This is a genomic window from Methylophilus sp. (assembly GCF_052437885.1).
Taxonomy (GTDB): domain Bacteria; phylum Pseudomonadota; class Gammaproteobacteria; order Burkholderiales; family Methylophilaceae; genus Methylophilus.
In genome coordinates this window covers 158,816-180,044 of record NZ_JBQVPB010000001.1, presented here as the reverse complement: position 1 = coordinate 180,044, position 21,229 = coordinate 158,816, and the positions used below count along the sequence as shown (strand labels likewise).

General features: G+C 52.4%; 26 protein-coding genes. 17 read left to right on the top strand and 9 right to left on the bottom strand.

Annotated features, from left to right (window positions below; all coding sequences use genetic code 11):
• Nucleotides 1-89: 89 nt before the first annotated feature.
• Nucleotides 90-350 (bottom strand): hypothetical protein, encoded by a 261-nt coding sequence (locus ACT6RZ_RS00905; RefSeq protein ID WP_444700308.1) that lies wholly within the window; start codon nt 348-350, stop codon nt 90-92.
• A 285-nt stretch (nt 351-635) separates the two neighbouring features.
• On the opposite strand from ACT6RZ_RS00905, the gene ACT6RZ_RS00900 reads away from it, so the two are divergent.
• The 13 genes from ACT6RZ_RS00900 (at nt 636) to ACT6RZ_RS00840 (ending at nt 12,571) form a co-directional block, all read left to right on the top strand.
• On the top strand, nt 636-1,775 hold the full coding sequence (locus ACT6RZ_RS00900; RefSeq protein WP_444700307.1) for a diguanylate cyclase domain-containing protein: 1,140 nt from the start codon (nt 636-638) through the stop codon (nt 1,773-1,775).
• Nucleotides 1,776-2,147: 372 nt separating this feature from the next.
• On the top strand, nt 2,148-2,327 hold the full coding sequence (locus ACT6RZ_RS00895; RefSeq protein ID WP_444700306.1) for a Flp family type IVb pilin: 180 nt from the start codon (nt 2,148-2,150) through the stop codon (nt 2,325-2,327).
• A gap of 63 nt (nt 2,328-2,390) precedes the next feature.
• Nucleotides 2,391-2,840 (top strand): prepilin peptidase, encoded by a 450-nt coding sequence (locus ACT6RZ_RS00890; RefSeq protein WP_444700305.1) that lies wholly within the window; start codon nt 2,391-2,393, stop codon nt 2,838-2,840.
• Nucleotides 2,837-3,319, top strand: a complete 483-nt coding sequence (locus tag ACT6RZ_RS00885; RefSeq protein WP_444700304.1) for a TadE/TadG family type IV pilus assembly protein — start codon at nt 2,837-2,839, stop codon at nt 3,317-3,319. Before ACT6RZ_RS00890 ends, ACT6RZ_RS00885 begins: the two co-directional genes overlap by 4 nt.
• Before the next feature lie 42 nt (nt 3,320-3,361).
• Entirely contained in the window at nt 3,362-4,288 is a 927-nt protein-coding gene (gene cpaB / locus ACT6RZ_RS00880) for a Flp pilus assembly protein CpaB (RefSeq protein ID WP_444700303.1), read from the top strand.
• A 22-nt stretch (nt 4,289-4,310) separates the two neighbouring features.
• Complete coding sequence (locus tag ACT6RZ_RS00875; RefSeq protein ID WP_444700302.1) at nt 4,311-5,651, top strand: type II and III secretion system protein family protein; 1,341 nt, start codon at nt 4,311-4,313, stop codon at nt 5,649-5,651.
• Between the two features lie 3 nt (nt 5,652-5,654).
• Nucleotides 5,655-6,863, top strand: a complete 1,209-nt coding sequence (locus tag ACT6RZ_RS00870) for an AAA family ATPase (protein WP_444700301.1) — start codon at nt 5,655-5,657, stop codon at nt 6,861-6,863.
• A 10-nt stretch (nt 6,864-6,873) separates the two neighbouring features.
• Nucleotides 6,874-8,136: a CpaF family protein gene (locus tag ACT6RZ_RS00865; protein ID WP_444700300.1), complete on the top strand. Its 1,263-nt coding sequence runs from the start codon at nt 6,874-6,876 to the stop codon at nt 8,134-8,136.
• Entirely contained in the window at nt 8,136-9,053 is a 918-nt protein-coding gene (locus tag ACT6RZ_RS00860) for a type II secretion system F family protein (RefSeq protein ID WP_444700299.1), read from the top strand. The genes ACT6RZ_RS00865 and ACT6RZ_RS00860 overlap by 1 nt, the downstream gene beginning before the upstream one ends.
• A gap of 2 nt (nt 9,054-9,055) precedes the next feature.
• Nucleotides 9,056-9,973 carry a type II secretion system F family protein gene (locus ACT6RZ_RS00855; RefSeq protein WP_444700298.1) on the top strand — a complete coding sequence of 306 codons (918 nt, stop codon included), beginning with the start codon at nt 9,056-9,058 and terminating at the stop codon, nt 9,971-9,973.
• The gene (locus ACT6RZ_RS00850; protein WP_444700297.1) at nt 9,970-10,656 is read left to right on the top strand and encodes a hypothetical protein; all 687 of its coding nucleotides are present in this window, start codon (nt 9,970-9,972) and stop codon (nt 10,654-10,656) included. Before ACT6RZ_RS00855 ends, ACT6RZ_RS00850 begins: the two co-directional genes overlap by 4 nt.
• Nucleotides 10,657-10,686: 30 nt before the next feature.
• Nucleotides 10,687-10,968, top strand: coding sequence for a DUF3613 domain-containing protein (locus tag ACT6RZ_RS00845; protein ID WP_444700296.1), 282 nt, complete (start codon nt 10,687-10,689; stop codon nt 10,966-10,968).
• Nucleotides 10,946-12,571, top strand: coding sequence for a TadG family pilus assembly protein (locus ACT6RZ_RS00840; protein ID WP_444700295.1), 1,626 nt, complete (start codon nt 10,946-10,948; stop codon nt 12,569-12,571). The genes ACT6RZ_RS00845 and ACT6RZ_RS00840 overlap by 23 nt, the downstream gene beginning before the upstream one ends.
• A gap of 9 nt (nt 12,572-12,580) precedes the next feature.
• Here the strand turns inward: ACT6RZ_RS00840 and ACT6RZ_RS00835 are convergent, their stop codons facing one another.
• Nucleotides 12,581-12,994: a VOC family protein gene (locus ACT6RZ_RS00835; RefSeq protein WP_444700294.1), complete on the bottom strand. Its 414-nt coding sequence runs from the start codon at nt 12,992-12,994 to the stop codon at nt 12,581-12,583.
• A gap of 126 nt (nt 12,995-13,120) precedes the next feature.
• Here ACT6RZ_RS00835 and ACT6RZ_RS00830 point away from each other — a divergent pair, with 126 nt between their 5' ends.
• Nucleotides 13,121-13,813, top strand: coding sequence for a hypothetical protein (locus tag ACT6RZ_RS00830; protein ID WP_444700293.1), 693 nt, complete (start codon nt 13,121-13,123; stop codon nt 13,811-13,813).
• Here the strand turns inward: ACT6RZ_RS00830 and ACT6RZ_RS00825 are convergent.
• On the bottom strand, nt 13,771-13,986 hold the full coding sequence (locus tag ACT6RZ_RS00825) for a hypothetical protein (RefSeq protein WP_444700292.1): 216 nt from the start codon (nt 13,984-13,986) through the stop codon (nt 13,771-13,773). The two genes, ACT6RZ_RS00830 and ACT6RZ_RS00825, sit on opposite strands and share 43 nt — an antisense overlap.
• 308 nt (nt 13,987-14,294) lie before the next feature.
• Here ACT6RZ_RS00825 and ACT6RZ_RS00820 point away from each other — a divergent pair, with 308 nt between their 5' ends.
• The 3 genes from ACT6RZ_RS00820 (at nt 14,295) to ACT6RZ_RS00810 (ending at nt 16,737) form a co-directional block, all read left to right on the top strand.
• The gene (locus ACT6RZ_RS00820; RefSeq protein ID WP_444700291.1) at nt 14,295-14,705 is read left to right on the top strand and encodes a hypothetical protein; all 411 of its coding nucleotides are present in this window, start codon (nt 14,295-14,297) and stop codon (nt 14,703-14,705) included.
• Between the two features lie 44 nt (nt 14,706-14,749).
• Nucleotides 14,750-15,286 (top strand): cytochrome b, encoded by a 537-nt coding sequence (locus ACT6RZ_RS00815; protein WP_444700290.1) that lies wholly within the window; start codon nt 14,750-14,752, stop codon nt 15,284-15,286.
• 284 nt (nt 15,287-15,570) lie between these two features.
• Nucleotides 15,571-16,737, top strand: coding sequence for a PEP-CTERM sorting domain-containing protein (locus ACT6RZ_RS00810; protein WP_444700289.1), 1,167 nt, complete (start codon nt 15,571-15,573; stop codon nt 16,735-16,737).
• Nucleotides 16,738-16,839: 102 nt separating this feature from the next.
• Here ACT6RZ_RS00810 and ACT6RZ_RS00805 read toward each other — a convergent pair whose 3' ends face one another.
• From ACT6RZ_RS00805 to ACT6RZ_RS00780, 6 genes are all read right to left on the bottom strand, one after another.
• Nucleotides 16,840-17,250, bottom strand: a complete 411-nt coding sequence (locus ACT6RZ_RS00805; protein ID WP_444700288.1) for a hypothetical protein — start codon at nt 17,248-17,250, stop codon at nt 16,840-16,842.
• A 1-nt stretch (nt 17,251) separates the two neighbouring features.
• Nucleotides 17,252-17,659 carry an ABZJ_00895 family protein gene (locus ACT6RZ_RS00800; protein WP_444700287.1) on the bottom strand — a complete coding sequence of 136 codons (408 nt, stop codon included), beginning with the start codon at nt 17,657-17,659 and terminating at the stop codon, nt 17,252-17,254.
• Between the two features lie 77 nt (nt 17,660-17,736).
• A complete protein-coding gene (locus ACT6RZ_RS00795; RefSeq protein WP_444700286.1) occupies nt 17,737-18,453 on the bottom strand; it encodes a hypothetical protein in 717 nt (238 codons plus the stop codon).
• 178 nt (nt 18,454-18,631) lie between these two features.
• Nucleotides 18,632-20,032: a sensor histidine kinase gene (locus tag ACT6RZ_RS00790; protein ID WP_444700285.1), complete on the bottom strand. Its 1,401-nt coding sequence runs from the start codon at nt 20,030-20,032 to the stop codon at nt 18,632-18,634.
• Nucleotides 19,995-20,681 (bottom strand): response regulator transcription factor, encoded by a 687-nt coding sequence (locus ACT6RZ_RS00785; RefSeq protein WP_444700284.1) that lies wholly within the window; start codon nt 20,679-20,681, stop codon nt 19,995-19,997. Before ACT6RZ_RS00785 ends, ACT6RZ_RS00790 begins: the two co-directional genes overlap by 38 nt.
• On the bottom strand, nt 20,681-20,917 hold the full coding sequence (locus tag ACT6RZ_RS00780; protein WP_444700283.1) for a MipA/OmpV family protein: 237 nt from the start codon (nt 20,915-20,917) through the stop codon (nt 20,681-20,683). Before ACT6RZ_RS00780 ends, ACT6RZ_RS00785 begins: the two co-directional genes overlap by 1 nt.
• Between the last annotated feature and the right edge of the window lie 312 nt (nt 20,918-21,229).

Genomic DNA, 21,229 nt, shown 5'->3' with positions numbered 1-21,229 from the left:
AAAAAACCAGGCCATCAAGCCTGGTGGTTTTTAAATCTGTCAGGCTGACCCACACCTGGCCGCTGGCGATCAAGCGCCGGCGTCGGTTGTCAGTCTGGTGATTTATGCGGGATCAAACTGTCATCCGGGATCTTGCCGGGTTCGATTTCCGGCTCAATGGCGGGGTCTGTTTCCGGGTCTACCCCTGGGATCTTGCCGGGCTCGATTTCGGGAACAGTCGGCGGGCTGCCGGAGTTGCCGTCATTACTTCTGTTTGGGTCGAGGTCATTGCCAGCCTGCTTACTCCCGTCTTTCTCGGCCGGGTCTTTCTCATTTTGGCCTTCGATCAGGCCATTAGGGTCTGTTGCCATACTTATCTCCTACATTGATCAGGTTGAATCAAGGCATATCGCCTGATGAGATGCATGATAGGGATAAGTGCATGCAGGCATTATCAGCAAACGGCTGAAAGCAGTGTAAGAATCAACTAGCGCTTCACAATAAGCAAAAAATTCGCCTGCGGCGGCAGGCATAGCTATCTAAAATACCGCATAATAACCACACCTACCACCTAGGGGATCATCACCTACCCAGATCAGCCACTAGCCCAAAAATCGCCCCCCATCTATACAAGCTTATGAGAACAGGATTGGATTTTGACCAAAATAACAAAAGGAAACGTCATCAAGAACCTGGAATTCGATCCGCATGCGCTGGCCTGCGAAGAGTTACGTCATGTCTACCGGGGTAAAAACAGCAACAAGCTGATCGTTTTGTTCAGCGGCTTTATTGCTGCTGCCATGCTGGCCTGGGATATAGGCTTTATTTATGGCTGCGCATGGTATGCGTGGTTGCTGGTGGCCCATGCCTGGCACTGGTGGCTGGGGCGCCTGGATTTTGCTTCTGCCAATGTCAGCGCCGAACTGGCGCGCATCAACCGCCATGTCATGGCCGCGGCCATCGCCGGCCTGGGCTGGGGTGCGCTCGCCATCGCATTACCCTTGTTGAGCAGGCCAAGCAAAGCCGCCATTCTGATCATCATGCTCATAGGTGTGATCGTCGCGCTGCCACGGCTGGTGGTGTTCCTGCCTATCTTTTTCGCCTTTGCTGCCGGGGTGTATGTGCCTTTGCTGCTGGCGACGCCTTTCCTTGATTTTGAGACCTTGCATATGGTCATGGTCATGCTGGTGGTGGTGGGCGCCACCTTGTGGGCATCGGCCAGCGAGGTGCGCAAGATCTTGATCGATGTATTGCTGAAACAAGTGGCCTCAGAGCAGGCGTCGTGGGAAGACAAACTGACTGGCATCGGTAACCGTCGCAGCTTTGATGTCAATTTTGCCAACCATTGGGCGCAGGCTTCGCGCTCTAAAGTCCCGCTGTCACTGATGATGGTGGATGTGGATTTTTTCAAGAAATTCAATGATAGCTATGGTCACCAGGCCGGCGATGACTGCTTGCGCCAGGTGGCACAGGCGCTGGACGGTTGCGCGCGTCGCGCTGGCGATTCAGTCACCCGTTATGGCGGCGAGGAGTTTGCCGTGGTGCTGTTTCACACCTCGCTGAACGAGGCACAGAACATCAGCGAGAACATGCTCAATGCCATACGCAAACTGGCGATGCCGCATGCACAATCCCCGCATGAGATCGTCACTATCTCTATGGGCATAGCCACCATTATGCCTAGCATGCACGACGATATGCAGCATTTTGTCGAGCAAGCCGATAAATGCCTGTATCGTGCCAAAGAGAATGGTCGCAACCGCGCCGAATGGCAGGTAGTGGCTAACGCAAAGTAACAATTCCTTTAAATTCATCTCCACATTTCACCAAAATGGCATGCCATTGTCATAATTTGTCAGCTTTTAGACAAAATATGTGAATCAGTGATAGAAATTGTTGCGCTGTATGTTTGTTAAAATTTAAACAAACTATAATAAAATCAAATAGTTATATGTTATTTCACGAAAATTAACATTCATGGCACACAAGTTGCTAATTACATGTAGAGCAATATCAGCTCGGATAGAAAAGAGTAACAAGGTGTCGCTTTCCTAGGGATGCACTTTGACTTACCACTGAAAGTACCTCTCGAGTACTGACTCTTTTCAATGTGTCATGAATGGGGGTATTTAACCGTACCCCGTTTATTAATTTCTCGGGGAATCCAGATGTTAAATTCTATCAAAACAGCTTTTGTAAACTTCATTTCTGACGAAGAAGGTGCCAGCGCCATTGAGTATGCATTGATCGCAGCCATGGTCGCCATTGCCCTGATCAACTTTGTCACGCCCATCAATCTGGCGATTAAAGATATCTTCGATCAAATCACTACAGCGCTGGCTATTTAAGCGCCTGAGTCATCGCCAGCCATAGTGGCTATAACAGTGGCGATCAAATACAGCATGCATAGTATGACTATCGCAGAAACGATCGTAATTGCCTGGTGCCTGGGTGTCATCCTGACAGACATGCACGCCAGGCGCATCCCCAATCTATTGAGTCTGGGTATGTGCCTGATCGCCATGGTCTGCTTGCTGGTCACCGGCCATACACTGCTCAATGCCAGCATGCATTCTGCCCTGCTGGCTGCAGCCGTCGCCCTGCTTTTGACTTTACCCGCTTATGCAGCACGCCTGCTGGGCGCTGGCGATGTCAAATTATTGCTGGCGATCGCGCTGGTCAGCGGCAGTTATTTCACGTTGTTTGCCTTTGTCATCGCCGCCTTGCTGGCGTTGATCGCTGGTGTGGCTTACTTATTGTTGAGCCGCTTGCGCACACTGCCTGCCACCCGCCGACGGTGGCTGCCGTTTGGCGCCGCCCTGAGTGTGGGATTGCTGGTGGCGATAGGAGTAAGCAGATGATGGCCAGCCTAAGAAAAGCTGGCCGTTCGCAGCCAGAAAAAGGCGCAGTCGCCATAGAGTTCATGCTGCTGTTCATGCTGTTTTTTGCGCTGTTTTACGCCATGGTCAACTATGCCATGGTGATGCTGATGCAATCGGCTTTTGCTCATGCGGCAGAAGAAGGCGCACGCGCCGCCATTGCAGTAGATCGCCTGGCATTTGCCAATAACCTGGCTTACCTCAGCAGTGGTGTAGACCCCAAAGTGCGCAGTGTGGTGGGGGATGCGCTGAACTGGTTGCCGGCAAAACCCAGGGACAAAGTACTGGGCGCGGGTAACAGCCGGGTACAACTGAGCATGAGTGGCAACCAGCTGACTGTCAGCGTGGTGTATAGCGGCTATGCTGCTGACCCGCTGATCCCCATGCTGACATTGCCCATCATAGGCCAGATTCCCAAAGTGCCTGCCGACCTGGCTGGCAAAGCAGTGATAGAACTTTAAAGTTTAAGTTCATGTTTAAGTTTAACTAGAGGATTAAGCATAGTGAACAGTACATTTTTGCGTGTATTGGCAACCTTGATGGTGATCGCTGCGATTGTGACAGCTTTCGTCGGCTATAAGCTGAGCCAGAAAAAACCGACCGCCAGCCTGGCAGTAGTGGTGCCCAGTTATACCCAGGTGATCGCGAAAAACACGCTTGCGGCAGGCCATGTGCTGGTCGCAGAAGACCTGGAGACGGCCACCAGCCCCCAGTTCGACAAACATGCTTTCAGCGACCCACAGGCGCTGCTGGGCAAGGCCATGGCTGCGCCTATCGTTAAAGGTGCGCCATTCAATGCCGCGCATTTTCCTGTTATCAGCGAGCTGGGCCAGGCACTGGCAGCCCATGAGCGTGCTGTTGCCATCAAGGTCAACGAAGTGGTCGGGGTAGGCGGTTTCATCAAGCCTGGCGACCATGTCGATGTATTACTGTATCTGCGCCAGGAGCGCGAAACCGGCGAAGTCAGCTCTGCCCAGGTGGTGCTCAGCAATGTGAAAGTGCTGGCCTATGGTGCACTCACCGCCGAAAGTGAATCTGCCCAGGCCGAGCCACTGACACCGGCCGCGCCTGCCAAACTGGGCAGCAGCAACAGATCCGAAAAAAATGGCAAAGACAGTCGTTCTGCCATCCTGGCGGTACCCGCAGCAGAGATGGCAAAACTGATGCTGGCAGATAGCACAGGCAGTTTGCGTCTGGCTTTGCGAGGTGAGGCATTGCCTGCTAACAGCAACGCCGCTGTGGCAGATAACCAGTTTATCCGCCTGGCTGATGTTTCCCAGCCTGCTGCATCCAAGCAGGCAGCACCGTCACAAGCGGTTGCCAGCAGCCAGGTGATTGTGAAAAAACCTGCTGCCTCCGCCAGCTCTAAACAGGAGCGTGTGATCGTGCATCGCGGTGAAAAAACAGAGGTCATCCATGTGGCCAGGTAATCATGCAAAGCAAAGGTTGATCATGTCAGCGTTTAAATATATCTGCACTTCACTGCTTAGCCTGGCCCTGGTGGCGCAGGCAGCACAGGACAATGCCTTGCAGCTGTCCATAGGTGACCAGCAGGTGTATGTGCATGCCAAACCGGTCAAGCGGGTGGCGGTAGGCAACCCGGAAATGCTGAGCATCAGCATGCTCACTTCGCGCAATATCCTGATCACCGGCAAACAGGCAGGCGTGACCGAGATCGCTATCTGGGAAAGCGAAAAAGCGGCAGCGCCGGCCAAACAGCTCAAAGTCGCGGTCAGCGTGAACACCGACCTCGAAAAGCAGCGTCTGCAGTTTTCCAGATCGATCAAAGTACAACCCGCCGGTAACCAGGTGGCGATCTCGGGCGAAGTGGATTCGCTGGAAGAACACGCACTGGCCACGCAGGCGATAGACCCTAAACCTGCCCCTATCGATGCCACCGTTAACAGCTTCAGCAACCAGGTGCAGATCGATATCAAGGTGGTAGAAGTCAGTCGGCAGAATATGATGCGGGCCGGGTTCTTCCTCGGTAAGAACAGCGGTAACTCCACCCTGGCGATAGGCTCTCCCGGCAACCTCAGCGGTATACGCGCCGAGGGTAATGGCTTTACGCTGGAAAGTGCCTCCGGGTTCTTCCCGGCGTCCAGCGCCTTCAACTTTGTGGCGGGCAATGCCGGCCGCGGCTTGCTGGGCACCTTGAGCATCCTGGAACAGAACGGCTTTGCCTACACGCTGGCAGAACCCAGCCTGACGGCACTTTCCGGCCAGAGTGCCAGTTTTCTGGCCGGCGGTGAATACCCGGTGCCTATACGCGCCGGGGCCGGTGGCGATAGCACGGTGACCATACGCTATAAAGAATATGGCGTGCGCCTGATGCTGACACCAACCGTGCTGGATAGCAACCGTATCTATCTGAAAGTGTCACCCGAGGTCAGCGAGATCGACTTTACCAACGCGGTGCAAAGCGGCGGGGTCTCAGTACCTGGCCTGCGTGTGCGCAGAACCGATACCAGTGTCTCGCTGGGTGATGGCGAGAGTTTTGTCATCAGCGGGCTGGTCAGCCGCAACACGCTGCAAAACGTGGACAAGATCCCTGGCCTGGGTAACTTGCCCATCATAGGCGCGTTCTTCCGCTCTACCCGCTTTGACCGTGAGGATAAAGAATTACTGATGATAGTCACCCCTCATCTGGTGCGGCCTATCGCCAAAGACGCCGCCTTGCCGGCCATGCCTGGCGGTAACCTGCGTGCTTACAACCCCAGTTACAGTGACCTGTTTTTCCAAAAAGGTCCCAAGCCGGATACCGGCATCCCTGCCACCGGCTTTTCGAGGTAACCCATGAGCGAACGCAACTGCTTTATTGCCATTACCCACAGCCACGAGTGCCTGCAGTGGTTAGGTCAATCGCTCAGGGATGAGGGCGACCTGATCCCGGCTGACTCACCTACTACCGAGCGCGTGGTGCAACTGGCGGATGCGATCGGCGCCTCCATCATTTTTGTGCAGCTGAACCCGGCCGACTACCGGCAGGAAGCCTTGCTGATAGAGGGCATCATCGCGGCCAAGCCTTTCCTGCCAGTGATAGTGGTGGCAGATACTTTTGACCAGAACCTGCTGTTGACGGTGATACGTCTGGGCGCACGCAACTTTATCAAAAGCGGTAGCCGTGCCAGCGAAGTGGTGGCAGAAGTCAAACGCCTGATCCCGCGCGATGGCAGTCTGCAGGCCAGCCAGAATGACCAGAATGGCAAGATCACTTCGGTGATCAGCGCCCGCCCTGGCAGTGACTCGCCCATGCTGGCACTGCACCTGGCGCTTGCCATCCAGGAGACTGAACCCACCCTGCTGCTAGACCTGGGTGTGCCGCATGGCGACGCCATGCTCTATCTCGGGCTGACTTCTTCCTACAGTTTTATTGATGCTATCCGCAGTTTGCGGCGTATCGATTCAACCCTGATACAGACCGGTTTCGGCCGCCACAAGAGTGGCCTGACCGTACTTTCCATGCCTGAAGATTCGTGGACAGGCGCCCAGTTCACCGCCGCCGACGTCTGCGTGCTGTTACGCAGCTTGCGCAGGCACTTTTCCAGGATAGTGCTCAACCTTGGCGGCATGGTCGACTCCGATTTCCTGCTGTTGCTGCTGGCGAATGTAGACCAGATCGTGCTGCTGGTAGAGCAAAGTGTGCCCAGTTGCCGCCAGAACATGCAGCTGGTCAAGCACCTGCGCGAAGAGAAAGTCTCGCTGGCGAACACTGGTGTGGTGGTAGATCGCTATCTTTCCAAAATGCCGCCGGATGCCGAGAGTATCGCGCAGTCGTTCGGCCTGCCCTTGCTTTCCACCCTGTCATCCTCAGGCATGGCGCGGCTGGCCACGATGAACTCGGGTGCAAGCATGTTTGAGTTATCGGCTAACGACCCCTATAGCATCAGCGTGCGCAAACTGGCCGAAAAACTGCTGGATGGCCAGGCCGGGCCGGCAGAAAAGCAACCTGGCCTGCTACACAAGCTGATTTCCTCACTCATCCCTGCGTATGATAAATCGTAAAGGCAGCATGATGAACTTTCAGCTGGGTGGATTCGATTATGGCCTGAAACAGGCACAAGACTTTCAGGAACTGAAATTTCAATTGCACCAGCACCTGATCGCAGAGATAGAGCGTGACCATCTGGGCTTGCTGGATCTGGCACGCGAAGACATCGCAGACTATGTGCGCGAGAAAGTCATTGCCTATGTCGCCGACCGCCATCTGCCTATCAGCGGTTATGACCTGGACAACCTGGTGGAAGAAGTGGTCGATGAGCTGGCCGGTTATGGCCCGCTGGAAAGCCTGATCAAGGACGACCGTATTAACGACATCCTGGTCAACGGCCCGAAAAAGATATTTATCGAACGCGATGGCAGGCTGGAAACCACCAACCTGCGTTTTATCGATGATGAGCATGTGTTACGCGTGATACGCCGCATCCTCGCCCATCTGGGGCGCCGCATCGATGAAGCCAGCCCCATGGTGGATGCCAGACTGCCGGATGGCAGCCGCGTCAATGCCATCATCCCGCCGCTGGCACTGGATGGCCCCTGCCTGTCTATCCGTAAATTCCGCAAGCAACCTTTGCTGTCTGCTGATCTGCTGCAATACGCCACCCTGGATGAAGAAATGCTGACCTTTCTCACGGCAGCAGTTGAGCGTCGCTGCAACCTGATCGTGAGCGGTGGTACTGGTGCTGGCAAAACGACTTTATTGAATGTGTTGAGCCGGTTTATCCCGCCGAATGAACGTATAGTCACCATAGAAGATGCCGCTGAACTGCAACTTGAGCACGAACACGTAGTCAGGCTGGAGACCCGGCCTTCGAATATTGATGGCAATGGCGAGATCACGGCGCGCGAGCTGGTGAAGAACTCCCTGCGCATGCGGCCGGACCGTATCGTGCTCGGCGAGGTGCGTGGTGAAGAAGTGATGGATGTGTTGCAGGCCATGAATACCGGCCATGATGGATGTATGAGTACCGTGCACGCCAACACCCCGGAAGACGCCATGCTGCGCTTTGAGATGCTGGCAGGCCTGGCCAAATTCCAGGGTACCGAAGGTACGCTGCGTAAAATGATCACTGCCGCGATAGAGCTGGTGGTGCAGATCGCCCGCATGCCGAACGGGCAACGCAAAGTGGTGTCTATCACCGAAATCGCGGGCGTACGCGATGGCCATTTTGTACTGAATGAGCTGTATGCCTATGACGCTGCCAGTGGCAGTTTTGCGCACCCCGGCGTGCGGCCGTGCAACCGTAAACTGCAGAACTTACCGTTCAGGAGGCAGTGATGAATATGCTGGCGATGTCATTTATCCTGCTGCCGGTGGCGATGCTATTCATGGCCATCTGGATGTTCAGGCACAGCAAACAGGCGCGCATACGTGAGCGCATGATACGCCATTTCAGAGAAGTATTGCCTGATGGCACTACCGTTGCCGGCGTCGCTCCGGGTGCGCAGCAGACGCGCTGGCACCAGTTCATCACCCGCGCTTCTATTTATATCGGCTTTGAACTGCAAAAGAAACATGCATTCTTTATCCCGCTGGCATTGCTGCTGCTGGCACTGGTAGGCTGGCTGATCTATGGCCTGACCGGCGCGATACTCATAGCCGGCACCAGCCTGTTCATCTTTGGTTTCTTGCTGCCATACAGCCGCTTGCGTAGGCGCCAGGCACAAACCATCGCCCAGATCCCGCTGTTTATCGACCAGCTGTTACGCAGCCTGAGTACTGGCCGCAGCCTGGAAAGTGCCATCCGTTTCGCCTCTAGCGAATCACTGCCACCCTTGCGCTATATCGTGGACCGCGTCACCCGTGCCGCAGATCTTGGCGCCGATATGGTGGAAAACCTGACCGAGGCAGCCAAACTGCATAATCTGCGTGAACTCAACCTGATCGCCTTGTCCATGCGCATCAGCAACCAGTATGGCGGCAGCCCGCGTGACATGCTGGACAGCGTGGTCAAAATGGTACGCCAGCAAGAACTGGCGCGCCGCGAACTGGCCGCCATGACCGGCGAGACCAGGATGTCGGCCTGGGTGCTGGGCATGACCCCTATCGCCATCGCGCTCTACATCATGGTGATGAACCCCAACTACCTGAACATGCTGCTGGACGATGACACCGGCAAGACCCTGCTGACCACCGCATTAGGCTTGCAAGGCGTGGGCGCATTTATTCTTTGGCGCATGCTGCGGAGCGTGTAGGCATGAGTCTGTTATGGCCGATCTCTATCCTACTGATGCTGCTGGCGGCAGGGCTGCTGCTATACGGCGCCCAGAAAGGCAGCCATCCCCGCTATATACAACGGCGTTTTCGTGAGGCTTTGCAGCAGGAAGGTATCCATATTTCCGCACGGCTGGGGCCACTGGATTTTGAAGAGATACTGCACGAGGTGCTGGAAAAAGTCTCGCGCAGCGAAATGGAAGAGATGCAGCGCCTGCTGATCCAGGCCGGTTGGCCCGGGGCCAAGGCAAAACTCACCTTCCTGCTCACTGCCTGGGTGCTACCGCTGCTGTTAGGCACACTGGCGGCCGCTTATGCGATCGCCAACCAGGATAGTTTTATCAATGTGCTGTTCCACTTGCTGTTCGCGTTTGCCGCCAGCTTTGTCCTGGTGCGTCGCTTGCTACGCTGGAAAGCACAGGCACGGCGTGCCGCTATCCGCAAAGAGGTGATCCCGTTTTTGCACCTGCTGCGCATGCTGTTTGAAGCAGGCCTGTCTATGGAACACATTTTGTTAGTGATAGAACAGCAGGGCCAGGCGCTGCTGCCCAACCTGGCCGCTGAATTGCAGCTGGTGATCAAACGCATACAGGCCGGGCAGGACCGCGCCGATGCGCTGAATGAAATGGCCACGCCACTGGAAGTCATGGAACTGAACGACACCATAGCCATGCTGAAACAGGTGACACGCTATGGCGGCAATATCCGTGACTCTCTGGTCGAATACACCAGCCTGGTTGAACAACGTCAGGTATCTGACCTGCGTGAATATGTGAGCAAACTTTCCGCCAAGATGACAGTGATCATGATTCTGTTCCTGTTTCCGGCGCTGATGATCTTCCTGGCTGGGCCGGGATTTATGGGCTTATCCAAAGCACTAAAAGGAGTAAATGGCTTATGAGAAAAACCGCACTGATGATGACGTTCGCATGGCTGTGCTTGCAGAGTTTGCCCAATGCCGCCGCCGAGTTCAACAGCAAGTCTGCACCGACTATCAAAACGGTTGCCGACAAAGCCTGCGCAGAGCTTGCGCCTGAAGAAACCACCAGACTTTCGCTGATCCAGCAGATGCTGGCAGAAGGCAAGCCACACGCTGCGCTGGCCCACCTCGATGCCATCAAAGTCAGAAGTGAACGCGCAGAACTGCTGCGTGCCCATGGTCTGCGCCAGACCGGGCGGGCAGCGCAGGCACAGGGCATCTATGAACAGTTAACCAATAGCTGCGTTTCCGGGCATGCCTATCGTGGCCTGGGGCTGATCGCCAGCCAGGGCGGCAATCTGACTGAGGCACTGCGCTTTCTCAAGGCTGCCAGCAACGCGCTGCCAACCGAACATACCATACGCAATGATTACGGTTATGTGCTGATGCAGGCCGGCCAGAGTGAACCCGCCTTGCATGAGTTCCTCACTGCGGTTGAGCTGGCACCAGATTACCGTCAGGCGGCCCACAATCTGGTGCTGCTGCTTTACAAACAAGGCGATATCGCCAGGGCGGATGCATTTGCCAGACAGTTCGGCCTGGTAGAGGATGAGATGCAGCAACTGAAAAAAATGACGCAAGCCAGCAACAAAGCCAACCCATAACCGGGCCAACTCATCACCAAAGGAGCCGTCATGAACCGTATTTGCATCCTGATGCTAAGTGGACTCTTCTCCCTCTCTGCCGCCGTGGCGGACGAGGTGCCAGGTCAGAACACAGCCGTACAGCAGCCATCACCATACCCCTTATCACCGACGCAGCAATGGCTAGAACTGCAACGATCAGGAAAATCAGCCTCTGCCCAGGCACAGCCATTCTCGGGCGAAGTCATGGATAAAGTACATACGCGCTACCTCAAGAGCTTTGAAAAACCGATCCCGGAGTTCTTTGAGCATGAGATGCGCACCGCTCGCTAACTACCGTTACCAGCGCGGTGCCATCGGTCTCGCTGGCGGCCTGGTATTGTTGCTGGCATTACTGCTGACTATGCTGGTAGTGGATAGCGGCCGCCTGTGGATGCAACAGAAAAAACTGCAATCCATCGCCGATATGTCGGCTATTCATACTGCACGCCATCTCGGTTGTAATGCCAGCCAGCAGGCTGTGATACAGATCGCGCAACAGGCCGCCTTGAATAATGGCTTTGATGGCCAGCTCGCGGCCAGCCCCAACCAGGTGCTGCTAGGCAGGCTGGATACCGTACAAGGCATACGCCAGTTCACTGCCGACGGCAGTGCGGGTGCTGTCTATGTCAGGGCGACCAAAGAGGTACCCAGCAGCCTGATCGCCGGCGGCCTGTTCGGCGGCACAGTCACCTTGCATGCAGAAGCCGTGTCTATGTCTGACCCGCCATTGGCCACTTTTGGCGTGGGCAGTTTCACCACCAGCCTGACCAGCCAGCAATCCGTGCTGCTGAACGGGCTGTTAGGCGGCATGCTGGGCGGTCCGCTCAACCTGGACGCGCTGACTTACCGCGGTATTGCCGCCACCACAGTCACCTTGCACGATATCCTGGCGGTTTCCGGGCAAGCTGGCACGGTGGAAGAGCTGCTGAATACCAATCTGGAGATAGGCGACCTGCTAGACCTGGTCGCCAGCGCTGCCGCACAAAACGGCGTGGCAGACCTGCAGGCGATCTCAGGCATACAGACCATCGCCAGTATGACGGTGAAAAATGTGCCGCTCAAGCTGGGTGATGTGCTCGCCGTGACCACGCCTGACGCCAATGCCGCTGCCGGTGTCGCGCTGAATGTCTTATCCATCATCACCACTGCCGCCATGATCGCCAATGGCAACAATGCCATCACCCTGCCTCTGGCCATCAATATTCCTTCACTCACCAGTATCAATGCCCTGGTGACTATCACCGAACCACCGCAACTGGCCATAGGGCCGGCCGGCGGCGGCGCTTTCTGCACCGCAGCGCGCACGGCACAGATCAGGGCGCGGGTCGCGGTGCTGGTCAATATCCCCTTGCTGGCGCGCATAGACCTGGCTCTGGGCGTAGAGGTGGCGCAAGGCGCTGCCAGCCTGCGCAGCATTCAAACCAGTGATGGTGAGACCGAAGTGGTCATTGACGCCAGCCCGGGCATTGCGTCGCTGACGCTGACCAATATCGCCGGCACGCAACCGGCCAGGATCACAACACTACTGAATATCCCGCTTGCCGATATAGGACTCAACCTCCCGCTACAACCACCCAGCCCGCAAACAATCGCTTTCAGCGTAGACCACCCGCTCAAGGATCATCTGCCCCTGTCACAAACCGTGAGCAGCCAGCTGGGCAGCAGCCTGGAAAATGCGCTGGGGCAACCGAACACCCTGACCGTGACTGTATTGAGTGTATTGAATCTGGGCCTGCTCAACACTGTACTTTCCTCTATCGTCAGCCCGCTACTGGCAGAGATAGGCAAGGTATTGCTGGACCCGCTGCTCAACCTGCTAGGCATACGTTTAGGCGGTATGGATATCACGCTGGATGACGTACAGTATCGCCAGGCCAAGCCGCTGGCTATTTAAGCGCTGGCATCACTCGGCGGCCTGATCGCCGTGCTGCCAGCTTTTATAAACGAATTCAAGGCTGTAGCCATCCAGATCAGTCACCTGCGCCGCGTAATAGCGCGGGTCGTAATGCAGTTGTGGCCCTGGCGGGTGCAGGCTGCCAGCGCCGGCGGCCATGGCAGCAGCATAAGCCTGCCTGACCATGAGCTCAGTATCTGCCACCAGGCCTATGTGCACAGCGCCAGGAGCTGCCTGCCCCTGCCTGAGCCAGAAGAACATGCGCCCTTTTGCACCAAAGCCTTTCAGATCAGGGTGCCCTGCCGGGCCGTCTTTGCCATCATAGTCGTGGCGCAAGCCTATGCCCAATACCGGCAGCAAGCGCTCATAAAATGCGATGGCGCGCTGTGTGTCGCTGACAGTCAGGAAAATATGATCCAGCATCCGGGCTTCCTCAATCAATGAATATAAGCAGTGATACCACGACTATGGCGCAATGCCTAATAATGATTTAAATTGCTAGCGGTCTTTACTACAATCATGCCGTCATCAATTTGGTCGAGAACAAAAATGCATCGCACACTGGCCTGTACCCTGTCTGTCACTTTTGGCGTTTTCATCCTGATGACCAGCCCTCATTCAGTGGCCGAAGATGTGCCTGAGCCCTCTACCATCAGACTGCCCGGTATTGCCCACGTCTGGGGTGTAGATACCAAAGACATGAGCACCATCACTTTTGAAGAAATAGAGAATTGCATAAGCACGGACTCGGCGATCAGGCAGCAATTTGCCAGCGTTCAACTTGAAACAAAACGCATCAACGAAGAAGTGGCAAAAGCCGAAACCAGTGTAGAAGAAAACCAGAATGCCAGACTGGTGCTGGAGAAAGAAGCAAATGAGGTGCAGCTTGAGATTTCAGCCATGAATACACTGAATGACCAGTTCTCTAAAAGAAAACAGGACCTATCGGCTTTAACCAGCAAGAAAGTCGATGCAGCGGCCGCCAAAAAGATCAACCAGCAAGTCGAGCAATTCAATAAAGATATCATTCAGTTTAATGCTGACTCTTCGGCCTTAAAAGCAAAGACGCAGCAACTAAAAACCAAACAGAACAAATTCAACGACGATCTCGAAAGTTTGAAACAACAGCTAGATCAGCTAAATAGCAAAACCAGTGACTTCAACCAACGAAAAAAATCCTTTGATAAGACCCTGCTTGCTTACAAAGACAAATGCACCGGCACGCACAAGCTGGAGAAGTAACAGCCAAGACCTAGCGTGGTGGTGCTATGGCTTGCGCCACGCTCGATAAAAATCTCCCTGATTGTTTCTGAGGTGACATCGGTCAGCCTTCCTTTTGCATATAAGTCGACCAACGCTTCATCAATCATATTTCTGTAGTGATCTGATAGCGCTGGTTTTTGTTGATTTCTCATGATTAGTTTCTTGTTATTTGCTATAAAAAATCCCCTCGCAACTAGCTTTAACAGCGGGGGTTGCCTGAACAATGCCGTGCTCCTAAGCATTGATCTCTGTTGGCTGTTGATGCGTTGCCATACAAAATAGCTACACCCGCTTGCATTATGTGAGAAAAATTTATACACTAACTGAACAGACCTGTCTGCCCATTGACCTACCAAGTCATCGTGCTGTGACAGACCAGGCTGAATCAGGCTGCCTCAAATGCGGTGAATCAACAATGAGCGCGGTTAATTAAAAAGACAGATTTCAAGGGGAAATAAAAATGAATGATGATAAACATGCTGGCAATGTCATTTTACTGCGTACAGCTTGTATCACCTTACTGATAGGGTTGGTGCTGGCATGGTGTCTGGTGATGACGCGGGGCCTGAAGATCCCTTACATGCTCAACCTGTTTACCAGCACCGAGAACCTTCTATCCGGGCATTTAGATTATTTGATGATGACCATGCTGTTGCTGGGTTTTTACGCATCCAAGATCACTTTGCCGAAGTTTGTCATTTGGCCGATGGCATTGGGTTCCATCGGTAACCCGACCGCTTTCCTGGTGCTGGCCATAGACCCAAAGATACATTCATTGCCTTATATCCTGTTTCTCTACACCACATTATCATTGACTACTTTTGGTTTTGGCATGGCTGCGATCAAGGTGTTCAGATACTCCCTCAAATAAATCGTCTCTGGTGAAAAGCGCTGGCATAGGGGTAGATATTCACTATGGGCATTGATCTTAAAAACTCGAAAACACAATATGGTTTGATCGCCAGGATATTGCACTGGAGCAGTGTGGCGATGTTATTGACTATCATAGTGGTGGCTAGCCAGTTTTCAGATCAGGCGCCCGGGCCGGAAAAGCTGGCGCTGATCTCCAGCCACTCTTCCATAGGTATCCTGCTGTTCATGCTGATGGCAGCAAGACTGACTTGGCGAAACCTGAATGCGAACCCTATCCACTCTTACAGCATCCATAACTGGCAAAAACTGCTGGCTATTTCACTGCACAGAACTATCTACGTCATCATCATTGCCCAATGTTGCCTGGGTATATTGCTGCTACTCACCAGTGGTGAGACATTTCATTTTTTCGATGTGTTTGAATTACCCGCATTGCTAGCGACAGCCCACCCCATGCACGCAACAGTATTAGGCTTGCACTACCTGGTCTCGGTGATGATTTATCCTTTATTCGCTATCCACATCACTGCCGCCATCTACCATCAGATTTTTGGCCTGGTGGAAGAAAATCCATCGTAAATAATCACCAGCTCAGGCCACCAGCTACCGTGCTGCAAGCCCTCTTTGCAGGTGTCACCTATGCCTCGTTTCACAGACTTGGTAAGCGCTTTCTCTGACAGAATATAAACAAAAAAGACCTCAAGCCTTAAGCTTGTGCCTTTCTATCAATGCTGGCCGCGCTGCGGGGCTAACATAGCCGCAACAGAGTAGTCCCCAGGCACATCAGATTCACAATTATCTGCTAATATCCAGCTGAGAATAAATCTCAATAAAAATAATATGACCTCACTAAGGAAGTAAAAATGAAGAGAAGTCGTCACCACTTTAAATTCGCCAAATTTGCTTTGCTAGCCAGTTTAGTGACCGGAGCTGTGATCAATACCAATCCGGTGTTTGCAGCACAAACTACTTATCGCCTATCGTATCTTGAAGCTTTTACCAAAACCGGCGGCAGCGCTGCTCAAGACATCAATAACCAGGGGCAAATCGTTGGTTCCAGCTGGTTATTAGGTGGCAACGGCATGGCAGCTATCTGGAACAATAACCAAATCTCCGCACTGGGCGGACCTTCACGCGGGTCTTCGGCCTGGGCGATCAACAATGCCGGCGTGGTGGTTGGGTTGAACCATGATGGTAGCCGTCAAAACGCCATGCAATGGGAGAATGCCCAGGAATCTGTACTCGTCACCCAAACTTGTTGTTCAGGGACGTCCGCACAGGCAATGGACGTGAACAATCACGGCGTCGTTGCCGGCTGGACTAATCATAGTAATGATGGCCAATCAGGCGCCGTCATCTGGACTAACGGCAACAAACAGTTTCTACCGGGCCTGCAGGCAGGTAGTAACGGTAGCTTTGCCAGCGGCATCAATGACCTGGGCCAGGTCGCTGGTCTGAGTACCAATCAATTGGGATATCAGCATGCTACGCTGTGGAGCAATGGTACGGTGACGGATCTTGGTAGAGTTGCCGGCTTTAGTGCCAGCTTTGCAGAGAGGATCAATAACGCAGGAGATGTGGTCGGACAAAGCAGCAATGGCTTTCTGACTGCCATGCATGCCACCTTGTGGCGTGACGGTCAGATCATAGACCTTGGCAGCCTGAACGGTGGTGCGGATGCAAGTGTTGCCAAAGACATCAACAACGCGGGCCAGATCGTCGGCTATAGCTTTGTTGACCCATCCAATTACAACAGCCTGTCAAAAGCGGTGATCTGGTCAGACAACCTGACTGCAATCAATCTGGAAACGCTGATCGACGTACAAGACCCTCTGTATGGTAAAGCCTCTCTAGCGGCAGCCTGGGGTATCAATGACCTGGGCCAGATCGTGGGCTGGGGCTGGGTTGGTGGCCAACAACAAGCGTTCTTGCTGAACCCGGTTTCATCCGTTCCAGAACCTGAGTCTTATGCCATGCTATTGCTTGGTTTGGCTGGAATAGCAGTTCATCGGCGCAAGACTCAAAAATAGCTTCAAACAGATAATTCACATTAAAAGCCCTGCGATCGCAGGGCTTTTTTATATATCTACGCCAAACAAAAAGACCCAAGGCATATGCATATGAGCCGCTTTTTAATCAGGGATCTCCTGCACCAACTGAAGCAACATTTCTCTTTCAGCTGCGGAGATGCTCTTAATCCGCGATTTGTTCAGGGAGCCTACTATGACTGCATTCTCCCAGCGCCCTTGGGCAGAAGAAAACAAGCCTAGCGTACTGCGGCTGCCATTGACGTGAATCAGAAGCATCACCAGCGATGGCACAGGCGGTGTTACCAGCAGCATACCCCCCTCGGAGTCGTGCTCACCAAGCCAGCGCTCTAATGGTTTTAGCTGCCCTGTGCTTAGCTTCCATTTCTTTGGTTGAGGCAGTGCGCTATTTATCCCCAGATCGGAGATTTCCACCGCTACTAACGGAGAAAATTCATCATCGCAACCGGCAAGTAAAGTACCTATGAAAAGAACGATCAGATAGATGTGACGCATCTCAACCCGTCTTAGCGGCGAGCTCTTTAGCATATCGCCTGCCAGTGAAACTGACGAATATCCATATCACCAGCGCATGTAATACGCCGATAAAAAGGACAGTAGCGCCTAGCGCGCCAAGATTAACCTTTCCTACTTTCGCGGAGAGCGCGATGAGTGCAATCAGTGTTTGCAGACCCATATCTATCAATGTCATGCCTAGGATGGCCTTCACTTTTTCCTGCGCGGTGAAATATCGTTTGTTTGAAACAGCGAACCAATAGCAAACCCCCATGACGGTTCCCAAAAGAGCCGCTGTTCCACCTGCAGAAACCGATTTCGCCCCCAGGAGGGACACGATCACGCCTATGGTGAATAACGCCCCTACATAAACGATGGCAAACCGAATAAAAAATCCTGATAGTGACATGAGTCCAGCCCCTTACTGTCGAATGTCGTTGAAGTAAATCGATACTGATCTGCACCCTGCCTTATTAAATGATGCACTCAGTATAGTAGTTTGATAGTTTGCAGTAGTGCCGTCACTTCCACTTTGCGTCTTGCTTCGGTTTCAGGAAAACCAGTTGAAATGCACTCGGAGACAAAGAATACTCTTTTCCTATCTTCTTTCATGGGGAACTCGGTCACATCAGTCCAGCTGATGGCACTGACACCAACAGCGTTTTTATTCTGATAGGGATGGTTTCTCACCGTTTCCCATCCATCCCGAGCTTCGAATCTCTTCTGGTTCGGGAATTGGCGTTGGTTGGACGACACAATTTCAGTCTTACTGGTTTTTGACAGGAAATGACCTTTTCGACCTAACGGTACCGGGATACCCATTTGCAAGTATTCATTCATGCCACTCGATTCCAAGTCTTTATCTTTGACTTTGGCGATCTCACTGGCCAGGTTTTCTAAACTCCAGTAGTAGCCAACTTCGCCATTGCTGTATGTGAGCTCTCGCATTGAGCATTGAGCCTCATTGTTCTGCGCCACCAAATAAAAAAGAAATCTGATACCAGCATCTGTTTTGAGTTTGCCGAACTTTGAAACCTCATCCCGCTCTCGCAGATAGGTTGCAGTTTGATCTAGCCAAAGGGATGGCAGATCAATAGATATGACGCCGTGGCGGTCTGCTACGGTTTGTGTTTCAGGCGTGGTCGCGCAAGAAGTCACCAGCATCAACATGGAGAGTGCCGGTATCACCATTTCTTTTTTCATATCGTTTTAGTTTTAAAAGATTGGGCACCACGTTACTACCAATTGATGTCTTTTATATTAAAGATGACTATGCCACACCTCAAAACAAAAAAGACTCAAGGTGTTAACTTTGAGTCTTTCTATCAATAGTGATCCCTCTACGAGTCAAACACAGCAGCAGCGGATGATGCTCCGCCGATCAAGCACTAAATAATTGACTCTCCACTCCACTCTCTCTAAGCAACCGTATACACAAGCCCGGCTCAGCTCTTTCTGCAGAGAGATGCCAGCCATGTGACGTTGCAATTTCTTTACAAATCGTCAGGCCCAACCCTGAGCCATGATCTCTTCTGTGCACACCTCTCCAAAAGCGATCAAATATTCGGTGCAAGTCTTCCTCCGCGATACCGGGACCATGGTCACGAATGGCTAACTCCACTGCATTAACGAGTATGACGATTTCGCTACCCTGGGGAGCATGCTGAATGGCATTCTCCAGCAAATTTTTAAGCAGGGTGAATACAGCGGCTCGATCAGCGAACCACTCAACGGTTTGCGGATATGCAAGCGTCACTTTGACATTTGCAGCGCTCGTCATGGGCGCCAGGAAATCAATGACTTCCCTGGCGACTGCATTGATATCCACCACTCTGAAATGATAGTTCTGAAACTCGCTGACCTCGGCTAATAACAACAATTGCTGAACCTGGCGTGTCATGTGCATCACATCATTTAGAAGTGCATCTCTGTCTGCACTTTCTTTTTGCAGCTCTGTTTGTGCGCGGATCAAGGCGAGTGGAGTCTTTAGTTCATGGGCGGCTGTTGCAAGAAATTCCTGCTGGATACGAAAACCTTTTTCCAGCCGGTCCAAAACATGATTGAAGTTTTTTATTAAAGGGACAATTTCTGTTGGCACACACTCGACAGACAAGCGCGTATGCAGTGATTGAGGTGAAATGTTGGCAGCTGCCTCTGAAGCCTTGCGCAAGGGTTTAAGCGTGTAGCGCAAGGTGATATAGGCGCAAGCACCGAACACGCACAGCAATACCAGACTGAATAACAGTATCCCCCACCCCATGAATGGCAATGCAAAAGAACGATGCATAAAATAGAAAAACCGATTGCTGGCAGCAAACTGAACGTACCACGTACTCCCGTTATGTGTGGTGGATGCGGTCGCACCATGAAATAGAACGTCGTTGCGCTTGAATTCAAAGGGGCCGATTAATCGGTTGGATGCGGATGGTCTTTTAGGCCAAAACTCCAAGCCTGCGGCAGACATCAATACCGGATTGCCGACCTCATCTAACACACGATATGCTGCTTCCTGCCTGAGACTTTCAAATACCCAACTAAAATTGTCTCCTTTTATCTCAAACCCCTGCGGTGAACCATACTGATCAAATAGCAGTTTATGAGACATCTTCTCGGTAAACTCATCCATATCTGCACTTGCCAGAAAGCTGGTTTGAAAGACTAAAAGCCACAGAATACCAGCGGTAAAAAGCGCAATACTCAGCACTACACCCAGCACATAGGCAAACAGGATTTTTACACTTAAACTACTTAGCCACTTTTTCATTGGAGAGAGCATAGCCATGGGTTCTCATATTAATTATTTGCAGGCGTGACCCCACTTCGATCAGTTTTCTTCTAAGTCTATGGATCACAACATCTAAAGCATTGGGGGTCACGGCATCATTCAGCCCCCAGCCAGCAGCTTCAAGTGCGCTATGCCGCACGACCTCCCCCTCTTTGCGCACCAGTATCCAGATAATCTGTAGCTCAGAGGGTGACAAAGTGACACTTTTGTCACCGCAGTGCATGGTGCCGGCATTGGGTTTAATGATGAGATCAGCATAGTTTGGGTCAAGGTCAACACTGGCGACAGAACGTCTTAATAATGCACGCACACGAGCCAGCATTTCATCCATCGCAAAGGGCTTTGCAAGATAATCGTCTGCGCCAGCTTCAAGACCTTCAATACGATCATGCAGGGCGTCCTGCGCGGTCAGGATCAGACACGGAATGCCAAGGCCCGCCTGGCGTAAGCGTTTAAGCAATACAACACCATCGCCATCTGGCAATCCACGATCAAGCACCAGGGCTTGATAATTCAGATCACGGATAGCAACCCAGGCAGTTTCAATACGGTCAAAAGTATCTACGGCGATTCCCGAAGCCGATAATTTCTTCTCGACTAACTCAGCAAGTCTTTCGTGGTCCTCGACCAGAATAATGCGGCTCATCAGGATAAGGACTCACATGTAAATAATGCGAGATTGTGGCTAGCAGTAACTACCCGTGGACTAGCTTTGATCTCCCTGGAGAGCCTGGCGAATGCCAGGTGTAGAAACATGGAATGTTGCTTGTGTAACACGTATGTCCCTCTTAAGCCTAAGTCAATATTGATAGCGCCATCAGCTTTGTAAGCAGGTCGTTCCATAAGTACTTCACTGCTACCTGCGCCATTAAAATAATCCATCTACTTCCCGTCCTGTCACCCAATCGCCAGTGCTTTTCGACACTGGATTTAAACCTTTTACCATTGCTGTACTGTTGTAATCAATACTATTTAATCGCTCAATCTCTTTAAAAACATTCGAGCGCGTTTAAAAACAACTGCATCATCGGATTTCTTTTCTTACTGAATACTTACCAAAAAATTATTTCCAGAAAGAATTCAGAAAGTTTTCCTGCCGTACATTTGAGTCCGCAGTGCATTTGCACTCAAATCTGTATCAGCAGGAAACGATTTTCTGATGAACAAACTGTTTATTGCTTTAAGGCAATAACT